Source organism: Denitratisoma sp. DHT3 (assembly GCF_007833355.1).
GTDB lineage: Bacteria > Pseudomonadota > Gammaproteobacteria > Burkholderiales > Rhodocyclaceae > Denitratisoma.
Genome location: NZ_CP020914.1, coordinates 2,063,032 through 2,076,856, shown reverse-complemented (window position 1 = coordinate 2,076,856; position 13,825 = coordinate 2,063,032). Strand labels below are relative to the sequence as shown.

General features: G+C 67.0%; 13 protein-coding genes. 1 reads left to right on the top strand and 12 read right to left on the bottom strand.

The window, feature by feature from the left end; all coding sequences use genetic code 11:
- Nucleotides 1–249: 249 nt before the first annotated feature.
- The 5 genes from glyA to B9N43_RS09575 form a co-directional block, all read right to left on the bottom strand.
- Nucleotides 250–1,515: a serine hydroxymethyltransferase gene (gene glyA / locus B9N43_RS09595; protein WP_012584765.1), complete on the bottom strand. Its 1,266-nt coding sequence runs from the start codon at nt 1,513–1,515 to the stop codon at nt 250–252.
- A gap of 65 nt (nt 1,516–1,580) precedes the next feature.
- Nucleotides 1,581–2,813 (bottom strand): aspartate aminotransferase family protein, encoded by a 1,233-nt coding sequence (locus tag B9N43_RS09590; RefSeq protein ID WP_012584766.1) that lies wholly within the window; start codon nt 2,811–2,813, stop codon nt 1,581–1,583.
- An 85-nt stretch (nt 2,814–2,898) separates the two neighbouring features.
- A complete protein-coding gene (locus B9N43_RS09585; protein ID WP_012584767.1) occupies nt 2,899–3,618 on the bottom strand; it encodes a glutamine amidotransferase in 720 nt (239 codons plus the stop codon).
- Nucleotides 3,615–4,430 (bottom strand): YggS family pyridoxal phosphate-dependent enzyme, encoded by an 816-nt coding sequence (locus B9N43_RS09580; protein ID WP_145842007.1) that lies wholly within the window; start codon nt 4,428–4,430, stop codon nt 3,615–3,617. Before B9N43_RS09580 ends, B9N43_RS09585 begins: the two co-directional genes overlap by 4 nt.
- Complete coding sequence (locus B9N43_RS09575; protein WP_012584769.1) at nt 4,430–5,671, bottom strand: benzoate/H(+) symporter BenE family transporter; 1,242 nt, start codon at nt 5,669–5,671, stop codon at nt 4,430–4,432. Before B9N43_RS09575 ends, B9N43_RS09580 begins: the two co-directional genes overlap by 1 nt.
- A gap of 111 nt (nt 5,672–5,782) precedes the next feature.
- Here B9N43_RS09575 and B9N43_RS09570 point away from each other — a divergent pair, with 111 nt between their 5' ends.
- Entirely contained in the window at nt 5,783–7,270 is a 1,488-nt protein-coding gene (locus B9N43_RS09570) for a PLP-dependent aminotransferase family protein (protein ID WP_012584770.1), read from the top strand.
- A gap of 90 nt (nt 7,271–7,360) precedes the next feature.
- Here the strand turns inward: B9N43_RS09570 and B9N43_RS09565 are convergent, their stop codons facing one another.
- From B9N43_RS09565 to B9N43_RS09530, 7 genes are all read right to left on the bottom strand, one after another.
- Nucleotides 7,361–8,077, bottom strand: a complete 717-nt coding sequence (locus B9N43_RS09565; protein WP_012584771.1) for a hypothetical protein — start codon at nt 8,075–8,077, stop codon at nt 7,361–7,363.
- Between the two features lie 250 nt (nt 8,078–8,327).
- Nucleotides 8,328–8,720: a hypothetical protein gene (locus B9N43_RS09560; RefSeq protein WP_011829941.1), complete on the bottom strand. Its 393-nt coding sequence runs from the start codon at nt 8,718–8,720 to the stop codon at nt 8,328–8,330.
- Nucleotides 8,721–8,746: 26 nt separating this feature from the next.
- Nucleotides 8,747–8,983 carry a hypothetical protein gene (locus B9N43_RS09555; protein ID WP_135350802.1) on the bottom strand — a complete coding sequence of 79 codons (237 nt, stop codon included), beginning with the start codon at nt 8,981–8,983 and terminating at the stop codon, nt 8,747–8,749.
- A 779-nt stretch (nt 8,984–9,762) separates the two neighbouring features.
- Nucleotides 9,763–11,778 carry a DNA topoisomerase III gene (locus tag B9N43_RS09545; RefSeq protein WP_145842006.1) on the bottom strand — a complete coding sequence of 672 codons (2,016 nt, stop codon included), beginning with the start codon at nt 11,776–11,778 and terminating at the stop codon, nt 9,763–9,765.
- A gap of 294 nt (nt 11,779–12,072) precedes the next feature.
- Complete coding sequence (locus B9N43_RS09540) at nt 12,073–12,456, bottom strand: single-stranded DNA-binding protein (protein WP_062798511.1); 384 nt, start codon at nt 12,454–12,456, stop codon at nt 12,073–12,075.
- Nucleotides 12,453–13,001: a DUF3158 family protein gene (locus B9N43_RS09535; protein ID WP_062798512.1), complete on the bottom strand. Its 549-nt coding sequence runs from the start codon at nt 12,999–13,001 to the stop codon at nt 12,453–12,455. The genes B9N43_RS09540 and B9N43_RS09535 overlap by 4 nt, the downstream gene beginning before the upstream one ends.
- Complete coding sequence (locus tag B9N43_RS09530) at nt 12,998–13,786, bottom strand: PFL_4669 family integrating conjugative element protein (protein ID WP_004362271.1); 789 nt, start codon at nt 13,784–13,786, stop codon at nt 12,998–13,000. The genes B9N43_RS09535 and B9N43_RS09530 overlap by 4 nt, the downstream gene beginning before the upstream one ends.
- Nucleotides 13,787–13,825: the final 39 nt, after the last annotated feature.

Sequence of the window (13,825 nt, the reverse complement as noted above, 5' to 3'; positions counted from 1 at the left end):
GGGAGGAAATCCCTTGAGGGTTGAGGAAGTGACGCGCCGAGGCGTCGAGCAGGACAACGACCAGCGCGACGGATCGCGCCGCAGCCTTGAAGATCTTGGCTGCCTGGGGTGCTGCCGACGTCAGTCGGCGGGGCAAGGCGTCAGCCTGCCACGGACGTGGATCGGGATTTCCGACCAATCGGGATCGGTAGCCGTCTCATTCTTTGGGGGCGCGGCTACCGCACGCGGCATTACGAAATCCAGCAGCGCCTACCGATAGACGGGATGGCGACGACACAAGGCCACCACCTGCTCCCGAATCCTCCCTGCCACCTGCTCGCTGCTGCCGGCCTCCAACGCATCAAGCACGTCGCACAGCCAGCCGGCCAGGTCCTCGCATTCCGCCGCACCGAATCCGCGCGTGGTCACGGCGGGTGTACCGATGCGCAGCCCCGAGGTCACGAAGGGCGAGCGCGGGTCGTTGGGCACCGAGTTCTTGTTGGCGGTGATGTACGCGGCGCTGAGTGCGGCGTCCGCTTCCTTGCCGGTATAGGGTTTGTTTGAGAGGTCGATCAGCATCAGATGGTTGTCGGTACCGCCGGACACGATGCGGTAGCCGCGGCGCTGGAGTACGGCGGCCATGGCGCGGGCATTGACCACCACCTGCCGCTGGTAGGACTTGAACGCCGGAGACAGGGCTTCCTTGAAGGCCACCGCCTTGGCGGCGATCACGTGCATCAGCGGGCCGCCCTGGATGCCGGGGAACACAGCGGTGTCGAGCTTCCTGTAAAAACCATCATCCTGGCCTTTGGCCAGGATGATGCCGCCGCGCGGGCCGCGCAGCGTCTTGTGGGTCGTGCTGGTCACCACGTGGGCATGCGGCAGCGGATTCGGGTATTCGCTGGCGGCGACCAGGCCGGCCACGTGCGCCATGTCCACCCAGAAGATGGCGCCCGCCTTGTCGGCGATTGAGCGCATGCGCGCCCAGTCCTTGTAACGGGAGTAGGCGGAGAAGCCGCCGATGAGCATCCTGGGCCGGGTGTCCAGCGCAATGCGCTCCATCTCGTCGTAGTCGATCAGTCCCGTTTCCGGATCGAGGCCATAGGGCACGATCTTGTAGTGCCGGCCGGAGAAGTTGGACGGATTGCCGTGGGTCAGGTGGCCACCCTGGGCCAGGTTCATACCCATCACGGTGTCGCCGGGATGGGTCAGCGCCAGGAAGACCGCGGCATTGGCCTGCGCGCCGGCATGAGGCTGGACGTTGGCGTAGTCGCAGTCGAACAGCGCCTTGGCCCGCTCGATGGCCAGGCGCTCGGCCACATCCACGTACTCGCAACCGCTGTAGTAGCGCTTGCCCGGATAGCCCTCGGCATACTTGTTGGTGAAAACGGTGTTCTGGATGGCCATCACCAGCGGACTGGCGTAGTTCTCGGAGGCGATCAGCTCCGCGTGGTCTTCCTGCCGGCGTTCCTCGCGCAGCACGGCTGCGGCCAACTCGGGATCGAACGTGGCGAGTGTCAGGGATGGTTCATACATGGGTGGGTCGTCCTGTGGTCTGGAATGCTCAGGTTCGATACGGGTGGGGGCGTCGATGCCCAGCTTCATGCCGCTGCTTCCTGCGGCGTCGTTTCGGAGGGCGCTGCAGGGCCGTCCGATGCGGTCGGCGACAGCAGGTGGGCGAGGCGCGCCACGATGTCGTCGATCTGCGCTTCGTCGCAGACCAGCGGGGGCAGCAGCCGGATGGTGTTGTCGCGGGTCACCGTGATGAGCAAGTGCTGTTCGGCCAGGGCGCGCCCAACCAGCTCATTGCAGTTCCTGTTCAGTTCGATCCCCGCCATCAAGCCCTGGCCACGGATGGCGACCACATCGGGGTGGCTGCCCAGTGCCCGCTGCAGGCCGTCGAGCAGGCGCGTACCGAGCAGGGCGGCCCGCTCGGGCAGGTTCTCGCGGGCCATGATGTCGAGCACCGAGCACGCGACCCGGCAAGCGAGCGGGTTGCCGCCAAAGGTCGAGCCGTGCTGCCCGGGTGAGAACAGGTCGGTGGCTTGCCCCCGCGCCAGGCAGGCGCCGATTGGAAAACCGTTGCCCAGCGCCTTCGCCAGCGTGACGACATCGGGCGTGATGCCCGCATGCTGGTGGCCGAACCAGGCGCCGGTCCGGCCCATGCCGGCCTGGATTTCGTCGACCATCAGCAGCCAGTCGTGTTGGTCGCACAGGGCACGCAGTCCGCGCAGGTAATCGGCTGCGGCAACCCGGATTCCCCCTTCGCCCTGCACCGGCTCGACGAGCACCGCCACGATGTCGGGCCACCGCGCGGCAGCCTGGCGCACCGCGTCGAGATCGCTGTAGGGCACGCGCACGAAGCCCGGCATCAGCGGCTCGAAGCCGCGTTGTTTCGCGGGGTTGCCGGTTGCCGAGAGCGTTGCGAGGGTGCGACCGTGAAAGCCGTTCTCCATCACGAGGATCTGGGGCTGCGCCACCTGCTTGCGATGTCCATGCAGGCGCGCCAGCTTGAGCGCCGCTTCGTTGGCTTCTGCCCCCGAGTTGCAGAAGAAAGCCTTCTGCATGCCGGTCAATGCACACAGCCGCGCGCCCAGCCGCTCCTGCCAGTCGATGCGAAAGACGTTGGAGGTGTGCAGCAGCAGCCCGGCCTGCTCGCTGATGGCGGCGGCGATCTCGGGGTGGGCGTGGCCCAGGCTGGTGACCGCGATGCCGGCAATGGCATCCAGGTACTCGACGCCTTGTGCATCCCACAGGCGTGCGCCGGAGCCGCGGACGAAGGAAACGGGTTGACGGGCATAGGCCCGCATCAGGTGCGACGCGTGGTATTGCATGATTGCTGCCTCAGGTAGCTGTCTTGGGAAACGTGGGATGGGCTGGAGCAAGTCGAACCGAAGTGGCACGGAGAGTGTTTCGCCGTCATGGCTGGCTGCAGGGCGGTTCCGATTCGACGCCGTCGAGCCAGCGGGAGAACGCCGCCCGCGCGGCCTGCGGTAGCCGTGTGTGCAGGGCGCATGCCTGGGTGCGCAGTGCACGCGGGTCGATTCCCGCCTGGGCCAGTTCGCAGGCATGTCCGACCAGCCAGCGTTCGATCTGGCGCGGGTCTGCCTCCAGGTGGCATTGCAGCCCGAGCACATGGCGCCCGACCGAAAAGGCCTGGTTGGGGCACACATCCGTCCCTGCCAGCCGCAGCGCGCCGGGTGGAATGTCGAACTGATCGCCATGCCAGTGCAGGACCGGCACGTTGCCCAGCGCCACCAGCGGCGAGGCTTGACCTTCCTGTGTCAGCGTCAGTGGCGCAAAGCCGATTTCCTTGACACCCATGGGGGCCACGCTGGCGCCGAGCGCGCGCGCGATGAGTTGCGCGCCCAGGCAGATCCCCAGCAGCGGGCGATGGCCGTCCAGCCGCCGACGCACCAAGGCCAACTCATCCACGATGAATGGATAGGCCTCGTCGTCAAAGGCGCCGATGGGGCCACCGAGCACCACCAGCAGGTCAGCAGTATCGACAGCGCGGGTGTTCAACGCATCTCGAGTCGCATCGACATACTCGATCGTGTAGCCGCGTGCTTGCAGCAGGGGTTCCAGCGTTCCCAGGTCTTCGAAATCCAGGTGGCGAATGGCGATGGCGGTCTTCACGATCGGGGCTCCTCTGTTTCGGGGTTTGCTGGCCAATAGTGGCTGTCGGGCAAGGGGCGGGCGCCGAAGAGGGCCTGGCCGACACGCACCACGGTGGCACCTTCCTCGATGGCGATCTCGAAGTCGTCGGACATGCCCATGGACAGTTCGTCCAGACCAATTCCTGTGGGTGCGCTCTGGCGCAGTCGGTCCCGCAGCGTGCGAAGCAGGATGAAGCACTGCCGTACCCGTTCGGCCTCACTGGAGAACAGCGCGAGCGTCATCAGGCCGCGCACGCGAAGGGCAGAGAAGGCCGGCAGGGCGCGCACGAAGCCTGGGACATCCTCGGGTGCCAGGCCATACTTGCTGGCCTCGCCCGAGGTGTTGACCTGCACGAACACGTCCAGTGAGCGTCCCTCGACCTGCAGGCGGCGTTCCAGTGCCTCGGCCACGCGCAGGCTGTCCAGCGCCTGGAACTCATCGGCGAAGCGCGCCACCATCCGCGCCTTGTTGGTCTGCAGGTGGCCGATGATCGACCAGCGCAGCCCGCCGAGATCCTGCGTGGCTTCCCATTTGCGATGGGCCTCCTGCACCTTGTTTTCGCCCAGCATCCGGCAACCGGCCGCGTAGGTCATGCGAACACTGGCCTCGGGCTTGGTCTTGCTCACCGGGAGCAGACGCACGTCCGCCGGATCGCGACCCGCGCGACGGCAGGCGGCGTCGATGCGTGCCCGCACGGCAGCCAGCTTGTTCCGGAAGTCCTCGACGGTGAGGGCCTCGGGATAGCGTCCATGCGGGTCGTGGTGAAGCACGGCACCGACAGAGGGGCGCATCAGCTCACCCCCTTGTTCGCGGGGGCGGGCGCCATCACCTGCCTTGGCGCTCGTTGGGGCAGGCGGCCGTTGAGCACCGCATGCGCCAGCAGCCCGATCACCAGGCCCCAGAACGCACCGCCGATGCCCACCAAGCTGATGTTGGCGGCTGCGGCCAGAAAGGTGATCAGCGAGGCCTCGCGCGCCTGTGCGTCGGCCATGGCGCCGGCCAGGCTGCCGCCGATGGCGCCCAGTAGCGCGAGGCCGGCCAGTGTGGTGATGAAGGTCGCCGGAAAGGCCATGAAGAGGGCGGCCAAGGTCACGCCGAACACCCCTACGAGGATGTAGAAGACCCCCGCCGCGATGCCGGCGATCCAGCGCCTGGACGGATCTTCGTGCGCTTCCCGGCCGGTGCAGATCGCGGCCGTGATGGCGGCGATGTTGAACGCATGGGAGCCGAACGGTGCCATGAGCAGCGAACCGAGCCCGGTGACGGTCACGATGGGGTTCGCACTGGTCTTGAAGCCGTCGTTGCGCAGCACCAGCATGCCCGGCATGTACTGGCCGGTCAGCGTGATCAGGAACAGCGGCAGTGCCACGCTCAAGGTGGCGTTGAGCGAGAACGCCGGCATGGTGAAAACCGGCGCGGCGAGTTGCAATGCCAGCCCGGACAGATCGACGCGATCCTCGATGAGCAGGAAGGCCAGCCCCAGCACCAGGATGCCCACCACGGCATAGCGTGGGGTGAGGCGCTTGAGCACCAGATACGCCATGATCAACAAGCCCGCCAGAACGGGGTCGATGCTCATGCCACCGAAGGCACCGATGCCGAACTGCAGCAGGATGCCGGCCAGCAATCCGGCGGCAATGCCCGGTGGGATCAGCCGGATGGCTTTCTCGAAGTACCCGGACAACCCCAATGCCACGAAGGCCGCCGCCGAGAGCAGGTAGGCACCGATCGCCTCGGCATAGGGCGTGGTCGCAAGTGCGGTGATGAGGAACGCGGCGGCCGGCGTGGACCACGCGGTAATGATCGGCTCGCGTGCCGTCCAGCTCAGGACTATCCCGGTGACGCCCACGCCGATCGAGATCGACCACACCCAGGAGGCTGTCAGCCCCGGGCTGAGGCCGGCCACTTTCGCGGCCTGGAAGACGAGGATGAAGGTGCCTCCGTAGTTGACGATGACCGAGACCAGCCCGGCCACCAGGGGATGGGCGAGATCGCTCGGACAGATGGGTGAAGGCGAGGTGGATGACGACATGGCGGGCTTGGGGCTCCAGGAGAGTGGGGGATCGATCTGCTCCGAAAGCAGCTTTTTAAGCCTAAAATGGCCCGTTGTTCCCCACCACTTTCGTTAAGCGCTACCGGCCAATTGTTCAAGCACGCTCAACTCGAATCGGTCAAAGCCTGGATTGGAGACCCCGCGCATGGCGCCTTGCCGCTGCATGCCCGCATTCAGCGCGCCCTCCGGCAACTGATCCTCGACGGCGCACTCGACGTCGGCAAACCGCTGCCGGCGTCGCGGGCATTGGCCCGGTCGCTCGGCGTCTCGCGCGATACGGTCGAGTCGGCATACAGCCAGTTGCATGCGGAAGGCTTCATCGAACGGCGTGTGGGGAGCGGCAGCTTCGTGTCCGAGCGGGCGCAGGCCTCGTCAAGGCGTGGCACCGCGCGGCGCCCCGGGCCCCAGCGCGAGTCGGTGCGTCTGAGTCAGCGTGGCGCGGCGATACTCCAGGGCGGCGGCGTGCGCGACTTTGTTGCGCCAAGGCCGTTCGCCCCCGGGGTGCCGGAGACGCGCAGCTTTCCGCTGCGAACCTGGGAGCGCCTGGAACGCCAGGTGTTGAAGGACTATGGCACCCAGGCCTTGCGACACAGCCCACCCCAAGGCGTGGAGCCGTTGCGCCGCGCCATCGCGGACTACGTCAATCTTGAGCGGGGGGCGCGCGCCACGCCCGAGCGTGTGCTGGTGCTGACCAGCTCGCAACAGGCGTTGGCCCTGTGCGCAACCGTATTGCTCGACGCGGGCGACCGGATCTTCATCGAAGACCCCGTCTACCACGGTGCCCGCAAGGCGTTCGATGCCGCCGGGCTAGCGTGTGTCCCCGTGCCGCTCGACGACCAAGGCATGCAGGTGGCGCGCCTGCACGATGCGGCGAGCCCGGCCAGGGCGGTCTTCCTGACGCCCTCGCATCAGTTCCCGACCGGCGCGACGCTGGCGCTGGATCGGCGGCTCGCGGTGATCGAATGGGCGCGGCAGAACCAGGCCTGGATCATCGAGGACGACTACGACAGCGAGTTCCACTACGCCGGCAAGCCCACGGCCTGCGTGCAGGGGCTCGACCCGTACGATCGCACGATCTACATCGGCACCTTCACCAAGTCGCTGTTCCCCGGCCTGCGCATCGGTTACGTGGTCTTGCCGCCCCAGCTCGTGGCGCCCATGACCGTGGCGCGGACCCTGCTGGACGGGCACAGCGCATCCATCCCGCAGCTGACGCTGGCACGCTTCATCGAAGGGGGGCATTTCGGCGCCTATGTGCGCGCGATGCGTGGAGTCTATGCCGACCGGCTCGACGTGCTGGCAGGGCTCGTGCGCGCGCATCTGGCCGACTTCGTCGAACCGAGGGTGCCGGCCGGCGGAATGCAGATGCCCTGTGTCTTGACCCGCGACATCTCCGAGCGCGCGGTCATCGATGCCGCGGCTCGGGCGGGAATCGATCTCCTGGGGCTGACGGCGCTGCATGCTTCAACCAGGCACAGGGCCGGTTTCCTGATGGGGTTCGCGGCTTACACGCCGGCTGAACAGGAGACGGCGGTCGAGCGGCTCGCCAGGGTGCTTCGGGAACTGGAACGCCGGTAGCAGCATGTGGGCGGACGCATACAAATCGTCGGATGGAAAGCCCGAATCGGCAAAAGTGGGACGAGCCCCGCGAGGGGGCTCAAGTGAGGGTCATTCGTCACCGTACACCGTCAATGCCTGCAGTATCGGCGCGTCGGCATCGAACACCAGCAGGCGAACGTCAGCGAGCGCAGCCAGGTGCAACACTTCCACAAGGGACTCCGGCACGCCCTTGGCCCGGTGCTCCTGCCGCAGCTCTTCGGCGGTGATGCCCTCGACATGCTGCAGGTTCGCATCCGTCCAGGGCGTGGCGATCAGCTTCACGCCGACCGCTGGGCTGTAGGGAATGCGGAAGGCAACGAACAGGAAACGGGTTGGCGTGGCGATGTCGGCCAGGTTGGCCAGATAGCGGCCGGCCTCCTCGGTGATGTGCGCCGAACTGATTTCCCAGGCACGGCTGTAGAACCCGGTCTCGAAGCGCAGGCGGCGTACCACCTCTCCCGCGGCTTCCTCGGAGTAGGTGTCGCCGACGTGCAGCGGCTTGCCGGCTTCTTCGGCCATGACGGCGTAGACGAGGTTTCGGGCGATGCCATGGCTGGGGCACTGCGCGTCCAGCTCGGGCGGCACGTTCTGGCCTTCCGTGATCAGCGCGAAGTCGTCGCAGAAGACGCAGGCATGGAGCTCGACCTGGCTGTCCGGCAGGTGCGACTGCGAGACGTGCAGCGGGAGGTAGCTCAGCGGGCAGTCGTCGTCGTAGGCAATCGCCAGCAGCCGTTGCACGGACAGGCTATCGTAGCCGCGGACGAAGGGATTGTTGGAATGGGACATGGGATTCCTCCAGCAGAGGATGGCCGAGGCAATCCCCTGCCGGGGATTGAACCCCAGCGAGTGGATGAAGTGGCAGCCGGTCAGCCGGCCGCGGCGTCGGACCGCCCTGGTGGCGGGCGGTGCGGGTCAGTGGAAGATGCTGATTCGGGACATGGCCGCTCCTGCGAAAAGAAGGAGGGACATGGCCCCGAACGGGGACGCATGTCCCTCGTGGGGTGGGATGAAAGGACGGTGGGTTGCCAGGCGCGGCTCACCAGCCGTTGTAGTGCAGCGTGAGGTCAGCGATGACCTGGCGCCGTTCCAGATCGAGGCCGCCGAAGTCGGACAGCCCCTCGAAGCCGCAACGCTTGAGCATCGCGCCACCCTCGCGGGCGTTGTAGAAGCTCACCATCGCGGACAGGAACATGCGTTGACCGCTGCTCAGCACGCCCAGGGCGTCGTTGAGCATCAGCATGTTGGGCCGCAGATCCCACTTGGTGGTGGCACGCTGCAGACCTTCGCGTGTGCCGTCGCCGAACCACTCGTGGCCGGCGATCTGCGCGCCGCGCTTCCAGGCCTCGAAGAAGGCCTGCGGTGCAGCGTCGAAGTGCGCCTGTTCCAGCGCCATCTGATCGAGCACGTCTTCGGGCAAAGACAGATTCATGAGAGGACTCCTTGAAGGGTGGGGAATCAGGGCTGAGCGCGCTGCGTCCAGGCATGGGTATCCAGGGCGCGCTGTGCTGCGAGGTGGGTGGGGAAATACTCGACGGACTCCCGCGATACCGGGCCTTCGTCGTCTTGCGTGCCGATGTATTGGCCGGCCGCGCTGCGCAGCACCTGTAGCGGCAGACGCTTGCCGGTCCAGGTCAGCGCCAGCGCACCACTGCGCACTGCGGTTGCAGAGGAAGATGCGGAAGGTTCAGACATGCCGTGCTCCTTGGTGGGTCGGGGAGCACGCATCCCACAGGGGATGGGGTTCCCCTCGGGTGGTTGAGAAAAGTGCATCGTCGCCAGGCCGGCGAGCGTCCGCGGTGGGCGATGCGAAGCGGACTGGATCGGTCAACGCGGCGAACCGCGTTGCAGTCTTGAAGACCGAGACTGCCAGGGCATGCCGCTGACGACTGTCAGCAACGCATGGGTGAGGATGGGCGCGAAGCATGGCTGCCGTCGCAGGGAAAACCGAATCGCGGACGGCCCGCTTTAGGGCAGGCCCGCGTCACGGGACAAGGCAAGGACCAGGGCGCCGAAGGCCACGCGGGCCTTCGGCTGGAGAGGAAGGAAAACCACCTGTGGGCTGCGTCAGCGCAGGCCGTCGTCAAAGCCGTTCGCTGCGTCAGCAATCGCACCCGGCCCGTTTCGTGGCTGGGGCCGGAAACCTCTGGCGTGCATCCACACACAAAGGGAGCCCGTTGTTCCGCCGGCGGGCACCGGCACGGAATACCCTCGGCCCAAGTGGCCTCCTCACGGCTCGCGCGGCGGCAAGGCGTCAGGAAGCCCCTCGTGGCCGAGGCAAGGCACACCGATCAAGGGAATGGCGGCGGGCGCGATTCGTGGAGCAATGACCTTCTCGCCCCGTCGCCCGATGCCGGGCAGACGGGGCGCGCACACCGTTGCAGAAGGAGACGCGCGCTTTGGAGTCCCGCGCGGTGCGGGACGTTTGCCTCGCCGCCAGTGAAGTGGCCGGCGCGGCAGGGGAAAAGCGAGGATCAGGACGCCTTGGAGGCAGCGCGCCGCTTGCGCGGTGCGCTGCGCCGGCCCGTCGGGGACTCGATCGGCAGCGTGCCCTTGCAGTCCGGGTAGCGCGAGCAGGACCAGAACGCGCCGCTCTTGCCCGTGCGCTGCTGCATCGGTGTGCCGCACTGCGGGCAGGCCGGCGCCGGCGGCAGCTTGAGCGAGAGCGTTGCGCCGCGGTACTGCTGCACGAGCTGGCCGACCCACACGGACTGCTTCTCGATGAAGGTGTCCAGCGCCATCTGGCCGGCCTCGATCATGTCGAGTGCCTGCTCCCACACCGCCGTGGTGCCGGGGTCGGCGATGGCCGAGGGCACCGCGTCGATGAGCGTGAATGCCGCGTCGGAAGCGCGGACGGCGCGGCCTTTCTTGACCAGGTAGCCGCGACCGATCAGACCGTTGATGATGTTGGCGCGTGTCGCCTCGGTGCCGATGCCGGTGGTATCTCGCAGCTTCTGTTTCAGCCGCGGGTCGGTCACGAACTTGGCGACGGTCTTCATGGCCTTGATCAGCTCGCCCTGCGTGTAGGGTTTGGGCGGCAGCGTCTTCAGCGCCTTGAGATCCACCTTTCCGACCGGGCAGGACAGGCCCGCATGCAGGGCGGGCAGCACCTGGCTGCGCTGCGCATCCTCGCCATCGGCATCGTCCGGCCCCGGCGTCGCCAGCACCTCGCGCCAGCCGGTGACGGCGATCTGCTTGCCCACGGCCGCCAGCGACTGACCGCCGCACGAGAACTGCGCCATCGTGCGGTCGAACTCATGGTGTGGGAGGAACTGCGCGAGGTAATGGGCGCGGATCAGCCGGTAGACGGCCAGCTCCTTCTCGCTCATGGCCGACAGGTTGGCGGGTTCCAGCGTCGGGATGATGCCGTGGTGAGCCGACACCTTGCCGTCGTTCCATGCACGCGAGCGCAGTTGGCGATCCAGGCGCTCGATCAGCGGCCGCAGGCTGGGGTCGGTCTTGACCAGGCTGTCGAGTACGGTCGGCACCTCAGCCAGCATGCTCTCGGGCAGGTAGCCCGAATCCGAGCGCGGATACGTTGTCGCCTTGTGCGTCTCGTACAGCGCCTGGGCAATGTCCAGCGTCTCCTGCACGTCGAGGCCCAACTGCTTGGAGCACACCTCCTGCAGCGTGCCCAGGTCGAACGGCAGCGGCGGCCCTTCGCGAACGCGCTCGGTTTCTACCGACAGCACCTGGGCGGAGCCGGCCGTGCGCAGGCGCTCGGCGGCCTGCTGCGCCACCGGCTGTTGCAGGCAGCGGCCCGCATCGTCGGTGCTGCCTTGCGGCGGCGTCCAGCTTGCGACGAAGGGCTGGCCTGCATGCGATAGCGCAACCTCGATGGCCCAGAACGGTACGCAGACGAAGCGCGCGATCTCGCGATCGCGGTCCACGACCAACTTCAGCGTCGGCGTCTGCACGCGCCCCACCGACAGCACGCCGCTATAGCCGGCCTGGCGCCCCAGCAGTGTGAACAAGCGGCTCAGGTTCATCCCGATCAGCCAGTCGGCGCGCGATCGGGCGAGTGCGGAGAAATACAGCGGCAGCGTCTCGGCGGACGGCTTGAGCGCACCCAGCGCCTTGCGGATCGACGCATCGTTGAGCGCCGACAGCCACAGGCGCTGAATCGGCCCGCGGTAGCCGCATAGGTCGATGATCTCGCGGGCGATCATCTCGCCCTCGCGGTCGGCGTCGGTCGCAATCACCAGCTTGCCCGCCTTGGCGACGAGCTGCTGCACGACTTTGAATTGCGCTGCGGTCGCCGCCTTGGGCTCGACACGCCAACGCTCAGGAAGAATGGGCAGTTGCTCGATGGCCCAGCGCTTGTATTGCTCGCCGTAGCCTTCGGGCGGAACCGCCTCCACCAGATGACCGATGCACCAGGTCACAACGACACCCGCGCCGCTGTAGCAGCCGTTGCCGCGTTGACCGGCACCCAGCACACGGGCGATGTCCTTGCCCTGGGACGGCTTCTCGCACAGGAACACGCGCATGAAGCCTCCTTGGAAATGTGCGGTTCATCGGATGGGCGTCAGCTTGGCGGGGCCAGGAGATGCCGGCAGCAAGGAAGTCGATTGATGCAGACACCGCTTTGTGATTGGCAGGCGGTTCGTTGCCGCAGCGGTGTGCATAGATCGTAGGAGCTGGCACAGCAAGAGCGTCGTTTCGGGAGGGCGGCTGGAACTCCGTGGACGACCTTGGAGCTATCCCCTGGGGATAGCTCGCTGGTGCATCGCGGGCGTATGACGGTTGCTACAGCCGCCCTCGGGGGAACGGCGATGGGCGAATTACTGTCCGCCGGCCGGCTTGGCGCTGAGCGCCACCGACTCGATGCGGTACGGCAGGATGCCCACGCGCCGCGCCTCGACCTTGAACGTCACGCGCTCGTTCTCGTCGGCGTCCTCCCATTCGTCGCGCACGGTGCGGCCCTCGACCAGCACCCGCATACCTTTCTGGTACAGCGTCTTCCAGTGCTCGGCCTCGCGATGCCACAGTTCCACCGGCGCCCAGAAGCCGCCGCGATCTTCGTACTCGCCGTCCTTCTTCGGGATCGGGTTGTCGAAGTAGACGTTCAGGCGAAGCAGCCGGCGCGGCTCGTCGTTGCCGTTCGGAAATTCGCGGTAGTCCGGCGCAGAACCGATGTTGCCCTCGCCGACGAAGTGCGTGCTCATGGTGACTCCTTGGTGGTGGGTGGAACGGACGCGGTATGCCCGTGGACGCGCCGCAGGTAAGCCGCTTCGGCCTGCGCGGCCTTGTTGGCGCATTCCAGGGCTTGGCGAGAGATGCTGTGGGTCAGACTGATCTGCATGTTCAGCACGATGCGCTGCAGTTCGATCGCGTACAGCTCGTCGATCAGCGAGGCCGGCGTCGCGGGGTTGGCCAGCAGGGCCTCCCACAACGCCACGCCCATGGAGGAACGGTCGAGGTTGCGCCAGCGCAGGAAGGTCGTCCCTGCGCCAGTGGCCTGCTGGGCCAGTTGCACGTCGAGCAGACTGAATGGATAGGCGCGCGCCTGGGGCAGCACGCGCCGCTGCGCCAGGCCAATCACGTCGTCGCGCAGCGCTGCGCACTGGCTGGCCCAGGTCTCCAGACTCCCCTTACCCTTAAAAGGCTGTAAAAGGCCTTTTAGGTAGCCTGCGTGTTCCAGCCGCTGGAAGTCCGCCTGTTCCAGCGCCACGAAGCGCGTGGAGTGGCTGATAGGGGGCGATGCTGTCATGCGCCAGCACCCTCATCGCCCGCCGCACCATCGGCTGCGCCACCCGTGGAAGCCTGCGCATCGGGCACGATGGCAGGCGCAGCAGGCGGCGTGCCGGGCTTGTTCGTCCGCCGCGCGATGGGTGGCGCGAAGCGCGAGCGGCGCGTGCCTTCCAGCACGTCCTGCGGCAACTCGCCGAACTTCTCCAGCGCCGCTCGCGCCGCCGCGTTCTTCGCCGCGAAGTCGTCGCGCGTCGTGCCCGAGTAGCGGTACTGCTGGGCCAGCGAGAACAGGCTGCGCAGCGCGTGCGCACCATCATTGAGCCAGCGCTCCAAGGTGCTGCGGTCGATCAGCGCCGTGTGGTGCGCCAGGATGAGTTTGCGTGCCAGGTCGTCGTAGTCGGCCAGCAGATACACCGCCATGAAGCCGAGCTGGGCGTTCACGAACAGCGGCAGCTTCACCGGCTGCACGTTCATGTTCTCGCCCAGCGACAGCGCCGATGGCACGTCGGCCAAGGCCTGATCCACCTGGTCGCGCAGGGTCTGCAGACGGGTCTTGGTGTCGGCGAGCTTGTCCTCGATCCGCAACATCCACCAGTCCGAGTACGGGTCGTCCTGCTCGGCGCCGCGCTTCATCTTGTTCATGGCGCCGATGAAGCCGTTGAGACCGATGATGCCTGGGCGCCCCTCGGTCGGCGCGCGGCCGTGCCAGATGCGCGAAGCGTGGTGCGTGTGCAGCGTCAGCGACATCGCGCTGCGCAGCGATCCGAGATTCAGTTGCAGGGGTTCTGTGCGTTCGTTGGCCATGGGAGCGACTCGCGGTGAATTGGCGAGTCGCCAGCATCG